18 protein-coding genes are annotated in these 19,597 nt (G+C 62.7%); 12 read left to right on the forward strand and 6 right to left on the reverse strand.

Annotation, left to right across the window (positions count from 1 at the left end; all coding sequences use genetic code 11):
• Nucleotides 1-24: 24 nt before the first annotated feature.
• Nucleotides 25-1,467, reverse strand: coding sequence for an allantoinase PuuE (gene puuE / locus ACD578_RS13000; protein ID WP_404285526.1), 1,443 nt, complete (start codon nt 1,465-1,467; stop codon nt 25-27).
• 2 nt (nt 1,468-1,469) lie between these two features.
• Nucleotides 1,470-1,823, reverse strand: coding sequence for a hydroxyisourate hydrolase (uraH, locus tag ACD578_RS13005; protein WP_404285528.1), 354 nt, complete (start codon nt 1,821-1,823; stop codon nt 1,470-1,472).
• 202 nt (nt 1,824-2,025) lie between these two features.
• Here uraH and ACD578_RS13010 point away from each other — a divergent pair, with 202 nt between their 5' ends.
• From ACD578_RS13010 to ligD, 7 genes are all read left to right on the forward strand, one after another.
• Nucleotides 2,026-3,252, forward strand: a complete 1,227-nt coding sequence (locus tag ACD578_RS13010) for a urate hydroxylase PuuD (RefSeq protein ID WP_404285530.1) — start codon at nt 2,026-2,028, stop codon at nt 3,250-3,252.
• A gap of 45 nt (nt 3,253-3,297) precedes the next feature.
• Entirely contained in the window at nt 3,298-3,732 is a 435-nt protein-coding gene (locus ACD578_RS13015) for a heme-binding protein (protein ID WP_404285532.1), read from the forward strand.
• A gap of 172 nt (nt 3,733-3,904) precedes the next feature.
• Entirely contained in the window at nt 3,905-5,491 is a 1,587-nt protein-coding gene (locus tag ACD578_RS13020) for a peptide ABC transporter substrate-binding protein (RefSeq protein ID WP_404285534.1), read from the forward strand.
• 85 nt (nt 5,492-5,576) lie between these two features.
• Nucleotides 5,577-6,497 carry an ABC transporter permease subunit gene (locus ACD578_RS13025; RefSeq protein WP_404285536.1) on the forward strand — a complete coding sequence of 307 codons (921 nt, stop codon included), beginning with the start codon at nt 5,577-5,579 and terminating at the stop codon, nt 6,495-6,497.
• Between the two features lie 8 nt (nt 6,498-6,505).
• The gene (locus ACD578_RS13030) at nt 6,506-7,648 is read left to right on the forward strand and encodes an ABC transporter permease subunit (protein ID WP_404285538.1); all 1,143 of its coding nucleotides are present in this window, start codon (nt 6,506-6,508) and stop codon (nt 7,646-7,648) included.
• A 1-nt stretch (nt 7,649) separates the two neighbouring features.
• On the forward strand, nt 7,650-9,299 hold the full coding sequence (locus tag ACD578_RS13035) for an ABC transporter ATP-binding protein (protein ID WP_404285540.1): 1,650 nt from the start codon (nt 7,650-7,652) through the stop codon (nt 9,297-9,299).
• A 210-nt stretch (nt 9,300-9,509) separates the two neighbouring features.
• Nucleotides 9,510-11,090 carry a non-homologous end-joining DNA ligase gene (gene ligD, locus ACD578_RS13040; RefSeq protein WP_404285542.1) on the forward strand — a complete coding sequence of 527 codons (1,581 nt, stop codon included), beginning with the start codon at nt 9,510-9,512 and terminating at the stop codon, nt 11,088-11,090.
• Between the two features lie 2 nt (nt 11,091-11,092).
• Here the strand turns inward: ligD and ACD578_RS13045 are convergent, their stop codons facing one another.
• The gene (locus tag ACD578_RS13045) at nt 11,093-11,728 is read right to left on the reverse strand and encodes a glutathione S-transferase family protein (RefSeq protein WP_404285544.1); all 636 of its coding nucleotides are present in this window, start codon (nt 11,726-11,728) and stop codon (nt 11,093-11,095) included.
• Between the two features lie 187 nt (nt 11,729-11,915).
• Between ACD578_RS13045 and ACD578_RS13050 the strand changes: the two genes are divergently transcribed.
• Entirely contained in the window at nt 11,916-12,740 is an 825-nt protein-coding gene (locus tag ACD578_RS13050) for a polyphosphate kinase 2 family protein (protein ID WP_404285546.1), read from the forward strand.
• A 6-nt stretch (nt 12,741-12,746) separates the two neighbouring features.
• Here ACD578_RS13050 and ACD578_RS13055 read toward each other — a convergent pair whose 3' ends face one another.
• On the reverse strand, nt 12,747-13,799 hold the full coding sequence (locus ACD578_RS13055) for an ElyC/SanA/YdcF family protein (RefSeq protein WP_404285548.1): 1,053 nt from the start codon (nt 13,797-13,799) through the stop codon (nt 12,747-12,749).
• Nucleotides 13,800-13,936: 137 nt separating this feature from the next.
• On the opposite strand from ACD578_RS13055, the gene ACD578_RS13060 reads away from it, so the two are divergent.
• On the forward strand, nt 13,937-14,773 hold the full coding sequence (locus ACD578_RS13060; RefSeq protein WP_404285550.1) for a universal stress protein: 837 nt from the start codon (nt 13,937-13,939) through the stop codon (nt 14,771-14,773).
• 19 nt (nt 14,774-14,792) lie between these two features.
• Nucleotides 14,793-15,707 (forward strand): SMP-30/gluconolactonase/LRE family protein, encoded by a 915-nt coding sequence (locus tag ACD578_RS13065; RefSeq protein ID WP_404285552.1) that lies wholly within the window; start codon nt 14,793-14,795, stop codon nt 15,705-15,707.
• 29 nt (nt 15,708-15,736) lie between these two features.
• On the opposite strand, the gene ACD578_RS13070 is transcribed toward ACD578_RS13065, so the two are convergent.
• A complete protein-coding gene (locus tag ACD578_RS13070) occupies nt 15,737-16,123 on the reverse strand; it encodes an ester cyclase (RefSeq protein ID WP_404285554.1) in 387 nt (128 codons plus the stop codon).
• 479 nt (nt 16,124-16,602) lie between these two features.
• Nucleotides 16,603-17,058 carry a PaaI family thioesterase gene (locus tag ACD578_RS13075; RefSeq protein ID WP_404285556.1) on the reverse strand — a complete coding sequence of 152 codons (456 nt, stop codon included), beginning with the start codon at nt 17,056-17,058 and terminating at the stop codon, nt 16,603-16,605.
• Between the two features lie 82 nt (nt 17,059-17,140).
• Here ACD578_RS13075 and ACD578_RS13080 point away from each other — a divergent pair, with 82 nt between their 5' ends.
• Entirely contained in the window at nt 17,141-18,076 is a 936-nt protein-coding gene (locus ACD578_RS13080; protein WP_404285558.1) for a DMT family transporter, read from the forward strand.
• A 326-nt stretch (nt 18,077-18,402) separates the two neighbouring features.
• Entirely contained in the window at nt 18,403-19,593 is a 1,191-nt protein-coding gene (locus tag ACD578_RS13085) for a substrate-binding domain-containing protein (protein WP_404285560.1), read from the forward strand.
• Nucleotides 19,594-19,597 lie beyond the last annotated feature (4 nt).

The following is a 19,597-nucleotide window of genomic DNA, read 5'->3' on the forward strand; positions in this document are numbered from 1 at the left end:
GCGTGGGCATCTCAAGGGTTCCGATCAGGCCAAACTCGAAAAGACGTCGGCCAGGGAGGGCAGCCGATCCTTGAGCCTGAGCAGGGCGATCAGCTCGATCTGTACGACGGCGGTTTCGAATTCCTCGTCCGGTTCATGCTCCAGCCGCTCCTCGAACGCGGCGAGGATCTCGTCCTTCGAACGGCCCTTCACCGCCATGATGAAGGGGAAGCCGAATTTCTGCTTGTAGGCGTCGTTCAACGCCAGGAAGCGGCTGCGCTCCGCCTCCGTCAGGCTGTCGAGCCCGGCGGAGGATTGCTCGCCGCGGGAATCGACTGTCAGATCGGCAAGCTTCAGGCGTCCGGCGAGATCGGGATGGGCGTTGATCAGCGCCAGCTTCTGCTCGCGGGTCGCTTCCGAGAGCGCATTGACCATGGCGGCATGAAGCCCCTCCGTCGTATCCTGCCCCGTGGTCAGCCCGGCGTCATATGTGCGCTCCGCGATCCAGGGCGAATGCTCGAAGATGTCGCCAAAGAGTTCGACGAATATCATCCGATCCATGCGGCTGGGCTTCAAATCCGCCGGATGATGATGGCGAATCCAATGGTGGGCGATGTCGATGCGCCGTGCCACCCAGACATTCTCATGGGAACCGATGTAATCCAGAAACCGGGCCAGAGCAGCGGCGCGTCCGGGACGGCCGGCGAGGCGGCAATGGAGGCCGACCGACATCATCTTCGGCGAAGTTTCGCCTTCTGCATAGAGCGTGTCGAAGCTGTCCTTGAGATAGGCGAAGAACTGGTCGCCCGAATTGAAGCCCTGCGGGGTCGCAAAGCGCATGTCGTTGGTATCCAGCGTGTAGGGCACGATCAGCTGCTGCCGGTCGCCATGCTGTTCCCAATACGGCAGTTCGTCCGCGTAGGAATCGGCGCTGTAGAGGAAACCGCCCTCCTCCGCCACGAGGCGGTTCGTGTGCTCCGAGGTGCGGCCCGTATACCAGCCGAGGGGCCGCTCGCCCGTCACCTCGGTATGGATGCGGATCGCCTCCTTCATGTGCGCCCGCTCTTCTTCCGCCGAGAAGTCCCGGTAGTCGATCCACTTGAGCCCGTGGCTCGCGATCTCCCAATGCGCCTCCTTCATGGCGGCCACCGCCTCCGGGTTGCGCCTGAGGGCCGTGGCGACCCCATAGACGGTCACAGGCAGATCGCGCTGGGTGAACATCCGCCACAGGCGCCAGAAGCCGGCGCGGGAGCCATATTCGTAGATCGACTCCATGCTCATGTGCCGCTGGCCGAGCCAGGGCTGCGCCCCCACGATCTCCGACAGGAACGCCTCGGATGCCCGGTCGCCGTGGAGGATGTTGTTCTCGCCCCCCTCTTCGTAGTTGATCACGAACTGGACGCAGATCCGGGCCCCGTTCGGCCAGCGCGGATGAGGCGGGTTGCGGCCATAGCCGACGAGGTCGCGGGGATAGGAGGTCTCAGGCAAGGTCAGCTTCCTCGATAGGTGGAGTAGCTCCAGGGCGAGACGAGGAGCGGAACGTGATAATGACCGTCGGGATCTGCGATGGTGAAGCGGACCGGTACGACATCCAGAAATGGCGGATCGGCCGTCGCGGTGCCGAGCGATTTGAAATAGCCCCCGACCGCGAAGACGAGCTCATAGGTTCCTGTGCGGAACGCATCGCCGATCATCAGAGGCGCATCCGTGCGACCATCGGCATTGGTTGTCGTCCGCACGACAGAACGGCGCTGCTCGCCCTCGATGGCGAAAAGCTCGATGGCGACCCCGTGTGCGGGCTTGCCGTTCACGGTATCCAGAACGTGGGTGGACAGGCGTCCCATAAGGCCTCGCAGTCGGTGTCGCGTCCTTCGGCGGTTGGAATCTTTCGGGACCGAGTTCCGCCGTCAAGCGCATCCATAAGTCTAGTTGCACAAGTCTTGGGCTTACGCGACAGGGATCCTGTTGAAAAATCGGCAGAATGGGCCTTCCGCCAAGGGGAGCCGGGCCCTAGGCTGTGATGTCCCTATCTGACCAAGTGGCTGCATGCTCGACCCGCAAATTTCCGAATGGATCAGCCAGATCATCCGCTGGATCCATGTGATTACCGCGATCGCCTGGATCGGCTCGTCCTTCTATTTCATCCATCTGGATCTCAGCCTGAAGAAGCGGGAGGGGCTGCCCGAAGGCGTCGGCGGCGAGGCGTGGCAGGTTCACGGCGGCGGGTTCTACAACATGCGCAAGTATCTCGTCGCGCCGCCCGAACTGCCCAAGGAACTGACCTGGTTCAAGTGGGAGAGCTATTCCACCTGGATCAGCGGCTTCTTCCTCATCGTCTGGGTCTATTATCTTCACGCCGACCTCTACACCATCGATCCGGCTGTCCGCGCCCTGGAGTTCTGGCAAGCGCCTGCCATCGGCATCGGCGGCATCGTGGTGAGCTGGTTCGCGTATGAAGGGCTCTGTCGCTCGCCGCTGGGCAAGAACGGGATCGTCCTCGGCGTCGTGCTCTTCGTCTATATCCTGCTGGCTGCTTTCGCCTTTACCCAGGTCTTCAACGGCCGCGCCGCCTTCCTCCATACGGGCGCGATGATTGCCACCTGGATGTCGGCGAGCGTCTTCTTCATCATCATCCCGAACCAGAAGAAGGTGGTCGCCGAACTCCTGGCGGGCCGCTCGCCCGACCCGAAGCTCGGCAAGGAAGCCAAGCTGCGCTCGACGCACAACAACTATCTCACCCTGCCCGTCATCTTCCTGATGCTGTCGAACCATTACCCGCTGGCGTGGTCGTCGCGCTATGCGGTCGCCATCATCGGGCTGATCGTCATCGCTGGCGCTGTGGTCCGGCACTTCTTCAATTCGCAGCACGCGGGCAAGGGATCGCCCTGGTGGACCTGGGGCGTCGCCGCAGCCTCCGTCGCGCTCGCGATCTGGCTTTCAATCCTTGGCAAGCCCGGGAACGCCAACTTGGCCACGGTTCCTGCGGACGGGGCGCCTGCCGCCGTTACGGCATCATTCGACGAGGCCGTGCTCGCGATCCAGTCCCGCTGCTCCATGTGCCATGCGGGCGAGCCGGTCTGGGAGGGCATTACCACCGCCCCGAAGGGCGTTCGCCTCGACACGCCGGACGAGATCGCCCGCCATGCGGAGATCATCCGTATCCAGAGCGTGCTGACCCACGCCATGCCGCCCAACAACATCACCGAGATGACCCTGGACGAGCGCAAGGCCGTGGCAACCTGGCTGGCGGCCAAAGAAACGGCCACTCGCTGACCCTGTGCACGCGCCACCGACAACCACAACCAATGGAGTAACCGAGTGACCGAACTCACCCTGGAAACGGCCCAGAAAATCGCCACCGCCACCCTCAAGACCGCACGGGAAAAGTCCTTCAAGCCGCTTGCCGTCGTCGTCTACGATGCAAGGGGCGCCCTCAAGGCACTCCTGTCGGAGGATGGCACCAGCCTGAAGCGGGCCGAGATCGCCATGGGCAAAGCCTATGGCGCTCTGGCCCTCGGAGTCGGCTCGCGGGCTCTTCACAAGATGGCGGTGGATCGGCCGTATTTCGTGGCCTCGGCCACTCATGCGGTCGGCGGGCAGCTCGTGCCGGTTCCGGGCGGCGTCCTGATCAAGGATGGACAGGGCGCAATCCTGGGGTCGGTGGGCGTCTCAGGCGATACATCCGACAACGACGAAATCGCCGCAGCCAGCGGGATCGAGGCCGCCGGACTGGTGTTCGACGCCGGAGCCTGAACCGTCCTTACGACCTTAAGCCTTTGTTTTCGGATGGTTTCCGCCGTCTTAAGGGATAGTACTGGACATAAACAGTTGATTGATCAACAAATAGGGCAAGGTCACTGCCCTACCGGCTCTGATCGAGATAATTCCAAGACTTTCATATAAAATCAGAAAGGGAACGCGTCCGATGTCATCATGGATCAAACGCACGGCTCTTGCCGCCGTCGCCACGGCCGCCCTCATGGACGCCGCGTCGGCTGAAGTCGTCTACAACCGCGCCAATTCAGGCGAGCCCGAAACGCTCGACACTCACAAGACCTCGACCGTCCAGGAATCCCACATCCTGCGCGACATGCTCGAAGGCCTCGTGACCTACAGCGCCAAGGGCGAAGCCGTTCCCGGCCAGGCCGAAAAGTGGGAAGTCAGCGACGATGGCAAGACCTACCGCTTTACGCTTCGTAACGGCCTGAAGTGGTCGAACGGCGATCCGGTCACGACGGAAGATTTCGTCTATTCCTATCGCCGCATCATGGATCCGGCGACCGGCGCGAAATACGCCAACATCCTGTATCCCATCAAGAATGCCGAGAAGATCAACAAGGGCCAGGGCAAGCCCGAGGAACTCGGTGTGAAGGCGCTCGACGCCAAGACAGTCGAGATCACCCTCGAGTCGCCGACCCCCTACTTCATCGAGCTGCTGACCCACCAGACCAGCCTGCCCGTGCATAAGGCCTCGGTCGAGAAGTTCGGCAAAGACTTCGTGAAGCCGGGCAACATGGTGACGAACGGCGCCTACAAGCTGGTCGAGTTCGTACCGAACTCCCACATCAAGCTTGCCAAGAACGAGAACTACTACGACGCCAAGAACGTCCAGATCGAAACGGTCAACTACTTCCCGACCCCGGACTTCGCCGCCATGGTCCGCCGCTACGAGGCCGGCGAACTCGACACCACCGACGACGTGCCGGCTGACCAGATGAAGTCGCTCAAGGAGCGCTTCAAGGATCAGGTCCGCCTTGGCCCGTATCTCGGCACCTGGTACATGGTCGTGAACTCCTCCAAGGCTCCGTTCAACGATGTGCGCGTGCGTCAGGCTCTGTCCATGCTGGTCGACCGCGAGTTCATCGCGGAGCAGATCTGGGGTCAGACCATGCAGCCGGGCTATTCGTTCATGCCTCCGGGCGTGGGCAATTACGGCGACCCGGCCTACATGACCTACAAGGACCAGTCGCCGATCGACCGTGAGGACGCCGCCAAGAAGCTCCTTACGGAAGCAGGCTTCGGCGCCGGCAAGCCGCTGAAGGTCGAGATCCGTTACAACACCACGGACAACAACCGGAACACGGTGATCGCCATCTCCGAGCAGTGGAAGCAGGCGGGTATCGAGACCTCCTTCATCAACACGGACGGCAAGACCCACTTTGCCCACCTGCGTGATGGCGGCGACTTCGACATCGCCCGCTACGGCTGGATCGCCGACTACTCGGATCCGAACAACTTCCTGTTCCTGCTCAAGAGCGACAACAAGGGCTTCAACTACGGCAAGTACAACAATCCGGAGTTCGACAAGCTGCTCGATAACGCAGCCAAGGAACTCGATCTGAAGAAGCGCGCCGACATGCTCAAGCAGGCCGAGGCGATCCTCATGAAGGACATGCCCTGGATCCCGATCATGTACTACGGCAAGAGCAACCTGATCTCGCCGAAGATCAAGGGCTTCGTGCAGAACACTCGGGGCGTCTATCCGACGCGGTACCTGTCGAAGACACAGTAAAAATAAATCTGATAAAGGGGGCGGTCTGCTTGCCAGGCCGCCCTATTCTTTTACTGTTATGCTGTAGCAGCAGGAGGAGCTTTCCGTGCTCTCCTTCATCTTTCGCCGTTTCTTGTCGGCCATCCCTACCCTTTTCATCATCGTCACCATCTCGTTCTTCCTGATCCGGCTCGCCCCCGGCGGGCCGTTCGATCTGGAGCGGCCCCTCGAGGCCAAGGTGATGGAAAACCTCAACCGGATCTATCAGCTCGATAAGCCCTTGATCGAGCAATACTGGCTCTATCTCGGCGCCGTCGTGCGGGGCGACTTCGGTCCGTCCTTCATCCTGCGCGACTTCTCCGTGGCCGAGCTCTTCGCCCGCGGCCTCCCCATCTCGATAACGCTGGGCGCCCTGGCCCTCTCCTTCGCCATCATCGTCGGCGGCACCCTCGGCTCCATCGCGGCTTTGCGCCAGAACAGCACCATCGATTACCTAGTCACCGGTATGGGCGCGCTGGGCCTGACGATCCCGAACTTCGTCGTGGCGCCGATCTTCCAGATCGTGTTCGGCCTGGCCCTTGCCTGGCTGCCGGTGGCAGGCTGGGCCAACGGAAACTTACGCAATCTGATCTTGCCCGTGCTCGTGTTGGCTCTGCCGCAGATCGCGGTGGTTTCGCGCATGACCCGCGCCGCCATGATCGAGAACCTGCGCTCCAACCACATCCGCACCCTGCGTTCGCTGGGCCTGCCCACGCGGGTGATCGTCGCCCACGCCCTGCGCGGCGCGGCCCTGCCCGTGGTTTCCTATCTCGGACCGGCGGCAGCCGCTCTGCTCACAGGTTCCGTGGTGGTGGAGACCATCTTCGGCCTGCCGGGCATCGGACGCTACTTCGTCGAAGGCGCGCTCAACCGTGACTACACCCTCGTCATGGGAACCGTCGTGGTGGTCGCCATCTTCGTTCTGCTCTTCAACCTCGTGGTCGATATCCTCTACGCCCTTATCGATCCGCGCATTCGCTACGAGTGAGATCTCCCATGGCTGAAGGCGCCGTTCTTCCTATCGAAACCGTGACAGGCCCGATCACCGGACGCTCCCTCTGGGCCGAGGCCCGTGGCCGTCTCGTCCGCAACCGCGCTGCGCTCACCTCCATCATCGTGCTGGGACTGATCGCGCTCGCCTGCATCTTCGGTCCGTTCTTCACGGGCCACCCCTTCGACCGGGTCTACCCGGATTACGTGAAGGTGCCCGCGAGCATCGAGGCCTACCCTAAGGCCGACCAGGTCGAGCCGAGTATCGAGCGCATCGGCGCTCGCGTTCGCGCGAAGGCCGAAAACATCACGATCGACAACGATGTCGTTCACATGACGCTCGTGAGCTCCAGTGCCCGCCCGATCGACGAGCGGTTGCTCGCCTATTTCGAGCGTTCGGACCTGTTCGGACCGGCCCGCGTCGTCGAGAAGCAGCAGGAAGGCCAGCGGCTTGTCGTCGACGTCCCCATGAAGCGGCAGCATTTCCTCTTCGGCACGGACACGAATGGACGCGATCTTCTCACCCGCACCATGAAGGCAGGCCAGGTCTCGCTTGCGATCGGCCTGCTCGCCACTTTCGTCGCGATCCTCATCGGCGTGATCTATGGCGCGACGTCCGGCTATCTCGGCGGGCGCGTCGACCTCGTCATGATGCGTGTCGTCGACATCCTCTACTCGCTGCCCTTCATCTTCTTCGTGATCATGCTGGTCGTGTTCTTCGGCCGCAATTTCGTGCTGATGTTCATCGCGGTCGGCGCCGTCGAGTGGCTCGACATGGCCCGGATCGTCCGCGGGCAGACGCTCTCCATCAAGCGCCAAGAATACGTGCAGGCCGCCGAGGCATTGGGCGTCGAAACCAAAGGGATCATCCGCCGCCACGTGATCCCCAATACACTGGGACCCGTCGTCGTCTACATGACTCTTCTTGTGCCGAAGGTAATCCTTCTGGAGAGCTTCCTCTCCTTCCTCGGCCTCGGCGTTCAGGAGCCGAATACCAGCCTCGGCGTGCTGATCTCGGAAGGCGCCAAGAACATCCAGGGCGCCACCTGGATGTTGACCTATCCCTCCATCACGCTTGTCGCGATCCTCTTCTGCCTGAACTTCATCGGCGACGGCTTGCGCGATGCTCTCGACCCGAAGGATCGCTGACATGAAGGACGCCACTATGGCCGAACCCGTTCTTTCCGTCCGCAACCTTCACGTCCGATTCCGCACCGGTGACGGCATTCTCCATGCGGTGAAGGGCATCGACCTCGACATCAATCCGGGCGAGACCGTCGCCATCGTCGGCGAGTCCGGATCGGGCAAGAGCCAGACCATGATGTCCGTCATGGGTCTCCTCGCGTCGAATGGCTGGGCCGAAGGCTCAGTCAAGTATCGCGGCGACGAACTGGTGGGCCTCTCTCCCGGCAGGCTCAACCACTACCGCGGCTCCAAGCTCACCATGATCTTCCAGGAGCCGATGACCTCCCTCGATCCGCTCTACAAGATCGGGGATCAGCTGGCCTTGCCGCTCACGACCCATGGCGGCCTGAGCAAGGCTGCGGCCCGAAAGCGCGCCATCGAGCTTCTGGAGCTCGTTCGCATTCCGGACCCGGCCCGGCGCATCGACGCCTATCCGCACGAGATGTCCGGCGGCCAGCGTCAGCGCGTGATGATCGCCATGGCGCTCGCCAACAACCCGGACGTGCTGATCGCCGACGAGCCGACAACCGCGCTCGACGTGACCGTCCAAGCCCGCATTCTGGAGCTTCTGGCGGATCTGCAGAAGCGGCTCGGCATGTCGATCGTGTTCATCACCCACGATCTCGGCGTCGTGCGCCGCTTCGCCGACCGCACCTATGTGATGAAGCGCGGCGAGGTGGTCGAAAGCGGCCTCACCGACGACATCTTCGCGACGCCGAAGCACCCCTATACGCGGATGCTGATCGATGCCGAGCCCACCGGCCGCAAGGAGCCGGTCGCATCCACGGCCCCGATGGTGCTCGATGCGAGAAACGTTGCGGTTCAGTTCACGCTCGAAAAGAGCTTCTTCGGCAGGGCTACTCACGTGCTTCGGGCGGTCGACGACGTGAGCCTGAGGGTTCGAACTGGTGAGACGATAGGCGTCGTGGGCGAATCCGGCTCGGGCAAATCGACCCTCGGCCGCGCCATCCTGCGCCTGCAGCCCGCGTCGGGCACGGTGCGGTTCGAGGACCGCAACCTCATGCCTCTCGACCGGGGTGGGATGCGTCCCATACGGCGACACCTGCAACTCGTATTCCAGGATCCTTTCGGCTCTCTCTCGCCACGCATGACGGCGGGCGAAATCGTGACCGAGGGTCTTCTCGTTCATGAGCCCAGCATCTCGCGCAAGGAGCGCGACCGGCGCGCGGCCCAGGCCTTCGAGGAGGTTCAGCTCGATCCAGCCTGGCGCAACCGGTTCCCGCACGAGTTCTCCGGCGGCCAGCGTCAGCGCATCGCTATCGCCCGCGCCATGATCCTCCATCCGAAGCTCGTGGTTCTCGATGAGCCGACCTCGGCTCTGGACCGCTCGGTCCAGAAGGAAATCGTCGAACTGCTGCGCAACCTGCAGAAGGCCCACGGCCTCGCCTACATCTTCATCAGCCACGATCTCGCCGTCGTGCGCGCGCTCTCGGACGAGATCATGGTGATGAAGAGTGGCAAGGTGGTAGAGCGCGGCACGGCCGAAGAGATCTTCGACAGGCCGCAGGAGGAATATACCCGCGACCTGATCGCGGCCGCCTTCCTGACCGAGCGCGGCACGGCCGAGGCGGCAACCCAGCCCCTGGCCTCCTGAGAGTCCGGCTCATAATCCTCTCGACCTCATCCTGAGGAGGTGCGAAGCACCGTCTCGAAGGAGGATTCAGTAGTCTCTGGGGACGCCCTCGTCCTTCGAGACGGATTGCTCGCGCAATCCCCTCAGGATGAGGGCTCAGGGAAGAGCTGATCGATGAGCCAGCCTCGGACGCTGGAACCAGATTGCAGTGCGAGGATTTGACTCCGCGCCATGGCAAAGCTCGCAGCCTATCGCGCCAAGCGCGACTTCACCAAAACCTCCGAGCCGGCGGGCAAGACCTCCCGGCGCCGAGGGGCCTCCTTCGTCGTCCAGAAGCACGACGCCTCCCGCCTGCACTATGATTTCCGCCTGGAGCTCGACGGAGTCCTGAAGAGCTGGGCGGTCGCGAAGGGGCCGAGTCTCGTCAAGGGCGAGAAGCGCCTTGCGGTCCATGTCGAGGATCACCCGCTCGATTATGGCAGCTTCGAAGGCACCATTCCGGCAGGCCAATATGGCGGCGGCACCGTTATGCTGTGGGATCGCGGGACGTGGGAGCCCGAAGGCGATCCTCACGAAGGTTACGAGAAAGGCCGCCTCACCTTTCGCCTCGAGGGCGAAAAGCTGAATGGGACATGGCATCTCGTCCGCATGGCCAAGCGCCCGCGCGAACGACAGGAATCCTGGCTCCTGATCAAGGCCGACGATGCCGATGCACGAAGTGAAGACGATCCGGACATTCTCGATGAGGCGCCTCTGTCGGTGAAAACAGGCCGCTCGCTGGAGGAGATTGCTCCGGGTCACACAGCGAAGAGCCCCGCGAAGCGGAAAGCTCCCGCAAAGAAAGCCGCACCTGGGAAGACGGAAAAGCCGGCCAAGCGAGCCTCCTCGACCGGCAAATCCACAAAAGCCGGCGAGACCGAGGTCGCCGGTGTGCCCCTCACCCATCCCGAACGCGTGCTATGGGAAGATCAGGGCGTCACCAAGCAGGAACTCGCGGAGTTCTATAGCGGCATCGCGGATTGGCTTCTGCCACATCTGGTCAACCGTCCCCTCACGCTCATCCGCTGCCCTGGAGGCGCGGAGAAGAAGTGCTTTGTTCAGCGTCACTCCTGGGCGGGCATGAGTTCCTTCATTCATGCGGACATGGTGAGTGATGGAACAAGCAAGCACGAGGTCCTGACGGTCACCGATATCCAGGGCGTCGTTGCGCTCGTCCAATCGGGCGTGCTGGAAATGCATGTCTGGGGCGCGACATTGGCCGACCTGGAACAGCCCGATCGCCTCATCTTCGACTTCGATCCCGGCGAAGGGGTGGAATGGCCGCGCGTGATCGAAGGAGCGGTTGCTGTCCGCGAACGTCTGAAGGAACTTGGGCTGGAAAGCTTCGTGAAGACGACCGGCGGCAAGGGTCTGCACGTGGTCGTGCCGATCAAGCCGAAGGCACCATGGAAGGACGCGCTCGCCTTTACGCGGGAGTTGGCCGAAGCCATGGCGGCCGATGAGCCGGATCGCTATACGACCACCTCCGTCAAGCAGGAGCGTGAGGGCCGCATCTTCATCGATTACCTGCGCAACAACCGCGAGGCATCGGCGGTTGCGCCCTACTCCACCCGCTCGCGGCCCGGCGCTCCCGTGGCCACGCCGGTCGCCTGGGAGGAGTTGTCGCCAACTCTCAAACCCAACGGCTTCACGCTCGAGAATTTAGGGAAGCGCTTTGCCTCGCTGAAGCGAGATCCCTGGGCGGAGATGAGCAAAGTCGATCAGGTGCTGCCTGAGCGCCAGACGTCGAAGCGGTCCTCGCGAAAGAAATAGCGTCAGAAGATCGGAGCCTTGATCCCTTCTGCTTCAAGCGCTTTCTGAACGGCGGGTCGCGCCACCACACGCTCGGCAAGCGCGTTCAGGTTCGGGATGCTGCGCGGCGGGCGCGGCATGCCTCGGCCCCAGCGGATCAGCATGAACAGGAAGAGATCGGCGGCGGAGAAACGCTCGCCGAGCAGCCATGTCCTGTCGCCGAGTTGCTCGGAGATCACGTCGAACATGCGGTTGAGACGCTCGTTGGCCGCCTGCTTGACGGTCGGTGCCGCGGCCTCGTCGGTCACGTGCTCGTGCGGATAGAACCAGGCGCGATACTCCACCTGCGGCGTGTTCGTGAGGTGGATGATCCATTTGTAGAATTCGGCCCGCTCCGCCGTTCCAACGGCGGGAGCAAGGTCCGCTTCCGGGAATTTGTCGGCAAGATGCAGCGCGACGGCTGCGGTCTCGAACAGAATCAGGTCGCCATCGATCAAGACTGGGATGCGTCCGCTCGGATTGAGCTTGAGATACTCGCGACTTTTCTGGGCATTCTGCCCCCGATCGACGAGGCGCAGCTCGAACTCGGCGCCGATCTCCCGCAGCATCATATGCGGCAGCAGGCTGGCATTGCCCGGGTAGTAGTAGAGTGAAAGCATCGTGGCAGCCTCTTCCATCCTGAGTGGCAGAACTCCGGTAAGTCCTGCTAGAGCATCGAACCCGAAAGTGGAATGCACTTTTGGGACTAATCCGATGCTTAACTCTTTGAAAAGCGCATCGGCGACGATCCCAATCTTCCTTTCCCGCCGGCATGCCCTATCGTCCTGGAGTGGTGGAGGATCGGGAATGGCGGATCAGGAACAGGCCGTGTTGAAAAAGCTCCGGGTCGAACCCGGCGAGAAGATCCGGCTGCGGGACCGCAATCCGCGGGACAAGTCCCTCTTCGGCGACGAGCAGGAAACCAAGGCCGCCACGGCCGCCCTCGCGAAGGACATCGATACCCTGCAGGACCGGCTCTATGCGGAGGGCTCCCGCGCCCTGCTCGTGATCCTCCAGGGCACGGATACGTCGGGCAAGGACGGAACGATCCGCAGCGTCTTCAATGCGACCGGCCCCCTGGGCGTGTCGGTCCATGCCTTCGGTCCGCCCTCGCGGCTCGAACTGGAGCACGATTATCTCTGGCGCGTCCATGCGGCCGCCCCCCGCCGCGGCACCATCGGCATCTTCAACCGATCCCATTACGAGGACGTTCTGATCGGCAAGGTGCACAAGCTTGCGCCTGAAAAGGTCGTCGAGCAGCGCTACGACCAGATCAATGCGTTCGAGAAGATGCTCGCCGAGAACGGCACGACCATTCTCAAATTCATGCTGCACATCTCGAAAGATGAACAGAAGGAGAGGCTTCAAGAGCGTCTTGACGACCCGGCGAAGCATTGGAAGTTCAACCCGGGCGACCTGGAAGACCGGGAGCACTGGGACGATTACCAGGACGCCTACGAGATCATGCTCAATCGCTGTTCGACCAAATGGGCGCCCTGGCACATCATTCCCGCCGACCGGAAATGGGTCCGCAATGCGGCGATTGCGACCATCGTCAAGGCGACCCTCGAGGAGATGGACCCGCAATATCCGGAAGTCTCCTGGAAGCCGGGAGACTTCAAGATCGAGTAAATCAGGCTACTGCTGGATGCCCGGATAGGCCCACAGCCCGGAGACGCGCATGAGATCGCGGTAGATCACCATCCTCTCGTCCTTCGGAACTTTCGCGGCCTCTTCGAGCGAAGGCGCATCGAGAGCCACGATCGGAAGGATCGGCGCGCTGATGTCGTATTGCCGGAAGGCGTCTTCGAGGAGCGTCCGGGCCCGGCGCATGTGGCTGGAGCTGGTCACCAGGATGACCGTGTCGGCGGTGTGGCGCTTCAGGAGATTGGCGACGTTCAGCACGTTGCCGACCGTGTCCTTCGATTTGTCCTCGATCAGGATGCGATCCCGGTCCACACCCCTCTCGACCAGCCACTTGGTCATGACGTCGCCCTCGGTGACGCCCGCCTGGGGCTGCCCCCCAGTGACCATGATCCGGGCCGTCGGGTTGGCATTCGCGGCCTTCAGCGCCATGTCCAGGCGGTCGAGGAGCGGCTTTTCCGCGGTGCCGTCCTTGGCGAGGGCATAGCCGAGGGCGACGATCATCACGCGGCCCGGAACACTCGGCACATCCACGTTCGGACGCTCGGCCATGATGGCCTCGGCACGGGCGAAACGCTGGCGATAGGCCTCCGCCCGCGCCCGGTCGAGACCGGCCAGGGCCTGATCCGTCAACGCGGCCTCGTCGGCATTCCCCTCGATCCGGGCGAGTGCCGCGAGCCAGGCTTGCGCATCGAAGGAAGCCGGGTTTTTGGCGAGGATATCCTCATAGGTCGCGCGGGCGCCGGCAAGGTTCTTCTGCAGGATCTGGGACGACGCGACGGCAAAGCGGAAATCGAGGCGCTCGGGCGCCAGGGAGGAGGCCTCAGCGAACGCTTTTTCCACCACATCGTAGCGGCCGTGCAGGGTGATGCCCTTGAAGACCTCGGCTTCCGCCTTCTTCACGTCCCCGCCGGACCAGTAATACTGCATGCCGGTATCCACGAGTGTCTTGATCCGGCTCGTGTTGCCGGGATCGAAGGCAAGCGCCGTGAACGATGCGGACAACGTGAGGAGAGTGGCTGCGCCGAAGGTCGCGATCTTACGCATTGAAGGCTCCATGATTTGCCGAGCCATTCAAGCTGGAGCCGGCGACGATCGGATGTCAAACCCATTTCCATCCACAGCCCGGGGTGAACTTTCGGATGGTCTTGCCGAGCGAGGGTTTAAGCGCGACAATAATCCTCATGAAAAGCATTCTTGTCCCGATTGAAGACCACGGCATCGTCGAGCCTCAGCTGCAAGTCGCCCTGCAACTCGCCCGGATGTTCGACAGCTATATCGAGGGGATTGCGATCACCCCCGATTATCCGGTGGTCCTGCCGGTGGACATCGCCATCGGCGTGCCCTCCCCCATCACGCCGGAGAACCGCCTCGAAATGGCCCGCGCCTGCCGCGAGCGGTTCGAGGCCTTCATGACGACGCAGCAGATTGCGCGCGCATCTGCGGGTCTTCCCGGCCTGAGTTCCGGCTGGCGGCAGGATGGCCTGATGGAGGACGCCTTCCTCGGCGCCTATGGCCGGGTTTTCGATCTCGTCGTAGTGGGACGACCCGATGGATCGAACGGTCAGACCCGCCTCTCCACCGTCGAGGCAGCCCTGTTCGAGACCGGCCGTCCCGTTCTCATCGCGCCGCCTGCGGTACCCCGGACCTTCGCCGAAACCGCCGTGATCGCCTGGAACCGGAGCACGGAAACGGCCCGCGCGGTCCTGGGGTCGATGCCCCTGCTCAAGAAGGCCCGGCGCATCGTCGTTCTCGAACTCGAAGATTGGGGCGTACCCGGCCCGTCCGGATCGGAGCTTGCGCGGCATCTGAGGATGCACGATCTGCCGGCAGAGGCAGTCACGGTGCCGGATCCGTCGAACAGGGCCGGCGAGACCATCCTGTCCGAAGCCCTTGCTCTCGGCTGCGATCTTCTCGTGAAGGGTGCCTATACCCAGAGCCGCCTGAGACAGATGTTCTTCGGCGGCGCCACCAGCCATATCTTAAGCAACACGACCATGCCCGTTCTGATGGCTCACTGACAGGACATACCGGTTTTTCATGTTCAGAGATGTCGCCGTTGTGCTCGACGATCGCTTCCAGCGTCTGTTCATCGGATCGGCGCGCCTGGAGAAACTAGCGGAAGGCTGCCGCTGGGCGGAAGGCCCTGCCTATTTCCCGTCCGGCCGTTACCTCGTCTGGAGCGACATCCCCAACGACCGCATGATGCGTTTCGACGAAACATCGAACACCGTCAGCGTCTTCCGCCATCCGGCCGGGTACTCCAATGGCAACACCGTCGACCGTCAGGGTCGCCTCGTCACCTGCGAGCACGGCAACAGGCGCGTGACCCGCACCGAGCACGACGGCTCGATCACCGTGCTCGCCAGCCACCATCAGGGCAAGCGCCTCAACTCTCCCAACGATGTGGTGGTGAAGTCCGACGGCTCGATCTGGTTCACGGACCCGGCCTATGGCATCGATTCCGACTACGAGGGGCACAAGGCGGACAGCGAGGTCGGCGCCTGCCATGTGTACCGCATCGATCCTCAGACGGGCGACGTCGCCATCGCGGCCGACGATTTCGTCCGCCCGAACGGGATTGCCTTCTCGCCCGACGAAACGCGCCTCTATGTCGCCGATACCGGCGCAACCCATGTCAAGGACGGACCGCGGCACATCCGGGTCTTCGATGTGGGAGAGAACGGCAGCCTCTCGGGCGGCAGGATCTTCGCCACCTGCACCCACGGCCTGTTCGACGGATTCAGGCTGGACGAGGCGGGACGGATTTGGACCAGCGCCGGAGACGGAGTCCATTGCTACGACCCCGACGGCACCCTGATCGGCAAGATCCTGGTGCCGGAGGGCGTGGCGAACGTCGTCTTCGGCGGGCCGAAGCGGAACCGGCTATACATCTGCGCCACCACATCGCTCTACGCGATCATGCTGCCGGTGAACGGGGCCAAGACGTTTTAGGGCATGGACCTGTTTGAGCCAGCAGATGACTAGATCTGAGCTTCGATGGCCGCCTTATCGATCACCGACCATACTCGCACGATCTTTTCATCCCGAAATTCATAGAAGACGTTCTCGGCGAAGCGAATCCGCTTCCCGTTGACGGGGAGATCAAGGAACGTTCCCTTCGGCGCACAATCGAAACCAAACCGGCTCGCAATGTAAGGCGGGTCGGACATCAGCAGCTGAATGTTGAAACGAAGGTCCGGAATTTCCTGAAAATCCCTCTCCAGCATCTCGCGATAGCCGCGCAACCCGATCCGACCACCGTTATAGTGGACGTCGTCATGAACGAACTGCTCCAACCTCGACCAGTCCTGCTTGTTCAAGCAGGCAATGTAGCCTCGGTAGAGGTCGGAAAGCTCGGTTTTGATCACGGCGATTGCCCCGTGCGTCGACAAGGTCCCTGCTGCAAAGCAGGACGAGATCCAATTTCGCAGTCGAGAAGGCGTGGTTCAAGGGGGAAGGAGGATCTGCCCCTATCATCAGCCGGGCAGGTGAACCTGGATCCCCTTCCCTCGCTCCGCTCGCCGGGGATGACATCCACGACGTCATGGCCGGGCTCGTCCCGGCCATCCACGTCGTCTTCAACTCGGTCCTTATCCTGAGGAGGACCGTTAGGTCCGTCTCGAAGGAGGATTCAGTGCTCTCTGGAACCTCCTTCGAGACGCCTGCTGACGCAGGCTCCTCAGGATGAGGCTTCAGTCAGGAAAGACGTGGATCACCGGCACAAGGCCGGTGATGACGTGAGAGGCGTCATGAAGGGTTGTGCGGAATGAAGGGGAAGTTTCACCCAATCGCTTCACCCTCATCCCAACCCGCTCTCATGAAGAGATCGGGAGACCGGCGCCTCACGTTAATCACTCACGCCGTCGCGCCCTTCCACAGCCATGAGAGTTGCCGTCAGCAGCGCGATCTGCTTCTCACGGCCCTCGTGCACGGCGAACACGTCGGTCTGTGCGAGCGTGAGCGTCCTCCCCGCCTTGATGACCCTACCCCGCGCCGTCATGCGCTCGCCGATCGCAGGCGCCATGAGGTTGATCTTGAACTCGGCGGTGAGAACGCCGGCGCCGGGCGGCATCAGGGTCAGGGCCGCATAGCCGGCCGCGGTATCCACGATGCTGGCCAGCGCACCCGCATGCACGAAGCCGTGTTGTTGCGACACCGCCCTGGAAGCAGGAAGCGAGATCTCGACCAGACCGGGTGAGACCCGGACCAGGGATGCACCCAGCGCCGCCATCAACCCCTGGGATGCAAAACTCGCCCGCACCCGCGCCTCGTAATCGGGATCCTTCGGTGCCGGATCGCTCATGGAGTGTCTCCCAATGTCTACGACCTAAGTCACCTCTCAAAAGCCTTGGAATCAAGTCCATTTTCCCTCATTGATCCGCCCTATGAAGCATTCCGGTTCGTCTTCCACCCCAAAGGTGCGCTCGGGCACGCTTGTCGGCATCGGCCTGATGCTGCTCGGCGTGTTCATGTTCGCCATGAACGACGTCATGGGAAAGTGGCTGGTCGCTACCTATTCCGTCGGTCAGGTCCTGCTCCTGCGCAGCGTCGCGGCCCTGGCGGTTCTGCTGCCCCTGATGCGCGGGCGGAAGGTGCCCTTCGCCATTCCGCCGCAGCCGGGGCTGCACGCGGTGCGGGTCACTCTCTCCACGCTGGAGGTCGCCTGCTTCTACTGGGCCGTCACCTATCTGCCGCTGGCCGACGTGATGACCTATTACCTGGCCGGTCCGATCTACGTGGCGGCTTTTGCGGCCTTCTGGCTCGGCGAAAAGATCGACAAGCCGCGCATCCTTGCCATCGGGGTCGGTTTCGTCGGTGTTCTCATCGCCCTGCGCCCGTCCACCGCCACCCTGTCCCTGCCGGCCCTCATCGCGCTCGCGGGAAGCCTGTTCTACTCGCTCCTGATGATCACCACCCGCAAGCTGCGGGAAACAGACGATGCGACGCTGGTGTTCGGCCAGATTCTCGGCACGCTGATCTTCGGCATCATCGCGGCGCCCCTCGCCTGGGTGACGCCGGGACCGCTCGATCTGGCGGGCCTGTTCCTGCTCGGCATCGTGTCCATGACAGCCCATGTCTGCGTTAACCGCTCGCTGAAGATCGCGCCGGCCTCGGTGGTCGCGCCCTATCAGTACACGCTGATCGTCTGGGCCATCGTGCTGGGCTACCTGTTCTTCGGCGATGTCGTGCAGTTCTGGACCCTGGTCGGCGCCGCCGTCATCTGCGGCGCCGGACTGGTTCTTCTGCTCCTGGAGCGCGAGGCTGCGCGGCGCGGTCGCGAGGCGAAGGACATCGAGACGCCGGTGCTACCGGAGGCGTGATCGAGACGGCTGCATCATGCAGCCTCCCTTCGATGTCCGGCCCGACAACCGGCGCATGCCCAAGCCCTGGCCTTGAGGCTCTCGCTGCGGATTTCACCCTCCACGTCATGGCCGGGCTTGTCCCGGCCATCCCGATCCCGTGAAGCGACGTGCTTTACGAATCGGGATCACCGGCACAAGGCCGGTGATGACGAAGAGGAGGTGAATTTCCGGCCGGACTCCGGGGAGGTCGGAGATCGACCAGCCCGCCTTTCATGGTCCGAGAGTCGAACTTGACATGCTGCACTGCGAAGTCGTCAATGACCCGATAAAACACGGGGAGTTCGATGCGCCTGAAGCTCACGATCGCTGCCGCCACGGCAGGTATTTTCTTTGCATCCGCGGCCTTTGCTCAAGACATCAAGATCGCCCTGATCACCGGCAAGACCGGACCGCTCGAGGCCTATGCCAAGCAGACCGAGGCCGGCTTCATGATGGGGCTGGAATATCTCACGAAGGGCACGATGGCGGTGGGCGGCCGCAGGATCAACGTCATCGTCAAGGACGACCAGCTCAAGGCCGATCTCGCCAAGACCCTGCTGGAGCAGGCCTACAACGACGACAACGTCGATCTCGCCATCGGCACCACGTCATCCGCAGCGGCGCTCGCGATGCTGCCGGTGGCCGAGGAGAACGGCAAGGTGCTGATCGTGGAGCCCGCCGTGGCCGATGCAATCACGGGTGAGAAGTGGAACCGCTTCATCTTCCGCACCTCGCGCAACTCGACCCAGGACGCCTATGGCGCGGCAGCGGCCGTTCCGGCGAACGGTGAGGTGTCCATCGCGACGCTCGCGCAGGACTACGCTTTCGGCAAGGACGGCGTCGCCGCGCTCAAGAATGCGCTTGCCGAGATCCGTCCGAACGCCAAGGTGGTGTTCGAGGAATATGCACCTCAGAACGCCACGGACTTCACCGCGTCCGCCCAGCGCATCTTCGATGCGCTCAAGGACAAGCCGGGCAAGAAGATCATCAACATCATCTGGGCCGGCCAGCATCCGCTGCCGAAGATCGCCGACCTGAAGCCCGAGCGCTTCGGCATCGAGATCGCGCCCGGCGGCAACATCCTGCCGGCGATGCAGATCTACAAGAACTATCCCGGCATGGAAGGCGCTGTGTATTACTATTATGCCTTCCCCAAGAACGCGATGAACGACTGGCTCGTGGCCGAGCACCAGAAGCGCTTCAACGCGCCGCCGGACTTCTTCACCGCAGGCGGTTTCGCGGCGGCCTCCGCCGCCGTCACGGCGATCCAGAAGGCGGGCGGCACCGACACCGAGAAGCTGATCACGGCCATGGAGGGCATGACCTTCGAGACGCCGAAGGGTCCGATGACCTTCCGCAAGGAAGACCATCAGGCCCTGCAGGACATGTATCACTTCAAGGTCAAGGCCAGCGGCAAGGACGCCAACGACCTGCTCGATCTCGTCGCCACCATCCCGGCCGACAAGATGCCGATCCCGGTTCGGAACAAGCGTTAGGCAC

It is taken from the genome of Microvirga sp. RSM25 (assembly GCF_044784385.1).
In the GTDB taxonomy this organism is placed as follows: domain Bacteria; phylum Pseudomonadota; class Alphaproteobacteria; order Rhizobiales; family Beijerinckiaceae; genus Microvirga; species Microvirga tunisiensis.

Excerpts from the sequence above, each read along its gene's own strand:
- ACD578_RS13065 (WP_404285552.1), top strand. The coding sequence starts at position 14,793 with ATGTTCAGAGATGTCGCCGTTGTGCTCGACGATCGCTTCCAGCGTCTG.
- ACD578_RS13055 (WP_404285548.1), bottom strand. The coding sequence starts at position 13,799 with ATGCGTAAGATCGCGACCTTCGGCGCAGCCACTCTCCTCACGTTGTCC.
- ACD578_RS13045 (WP_404285544.1), bottom strand. The coding sequence starts at position 11,728 with ATGCTTTCACTCTACTACTACCCGGGCAATGCCAGCCTGCTGCCGCAT.
- ACD578_RS13085 (WP_404285560.1), top strand. The coding sequence starts at position 18,403 with ATGCGCCTGAAGCTCACGATCGCTGCCGCCACGGCAGGTATTTTCTTT.
- ACD578_RS13010 (WP_404285530.1), top strand. The coding sequence starts at position 2,026 with ATGCTCGACCCGCAAATTTCCGAATGGATCAGCCAGATCATCCGCTGG.
- ACD578_RS13060 (WP_404285550.1), top strand. The coding sequence starts at position 13,937 with ATGAAAAGCATTCTTGTCCCGATTGAAGACCACGGCATCGTCGAGCCT.
- ACD578_RS13030 (WP_404285538.1), top strand. The coding sequence starts at position 6,506 with ATGGCTGAAGGCGCCGTTCTTCCTATCGAAACCGTGACAGGCCCGATC.
- ACD578_RS13035 (WP_404285540.1), top strand. The coding sequence starts at position 7,650 with ATGAAGGACGCCACTATGGCCGAACCCGTTCTTTCCGTCCGCAACCTT.
- ACD578_RS13050 (WP_404285546.1), top strand. The coding sequence starts at position 11,916 with ATGGCGGATCAGGAACAGGCCGTGTTGAAAAAGCTCCGGGTCGAACCC.
- ACD578_RS13075 (WP_404285556.1), bottom strand. The coding sequence starts at position 17,058 with ATGAGCGATCCGGCACCGAAGGATCCCGATTACGAGGCGCGGGTGCGG.
- ACD578_RS13020 (WP_404285534.1), top strand. The coding sequence starts at position 3,905 with ATGTCATCATGGATCAAACGCACGGCTCTTGCCGCCGTCGCCACGGCC.
- ACD578_RS13080 (WP_404285558.1), top strand. The coding sequence starts at position 17,141 with ATGAAGCATTCCGGTTCGTCTTCCACCCCAAAGGTGCGCTCGGGCACG.
- ligD (WP_404285542.1), top strand. The coding sequence starts at position 9,510 with ATGGCAAAGCTCGCAGCCTATCGCGCCAAGCGCGACTTCACCAAAACC.
- uraH (WP_404285528.1), bottom strand. The coding sequence starts at position 1,823 with ATGGGACGCCTGTCCACCCACGTTCTGGATACCGTGAACGGCAAGCCC.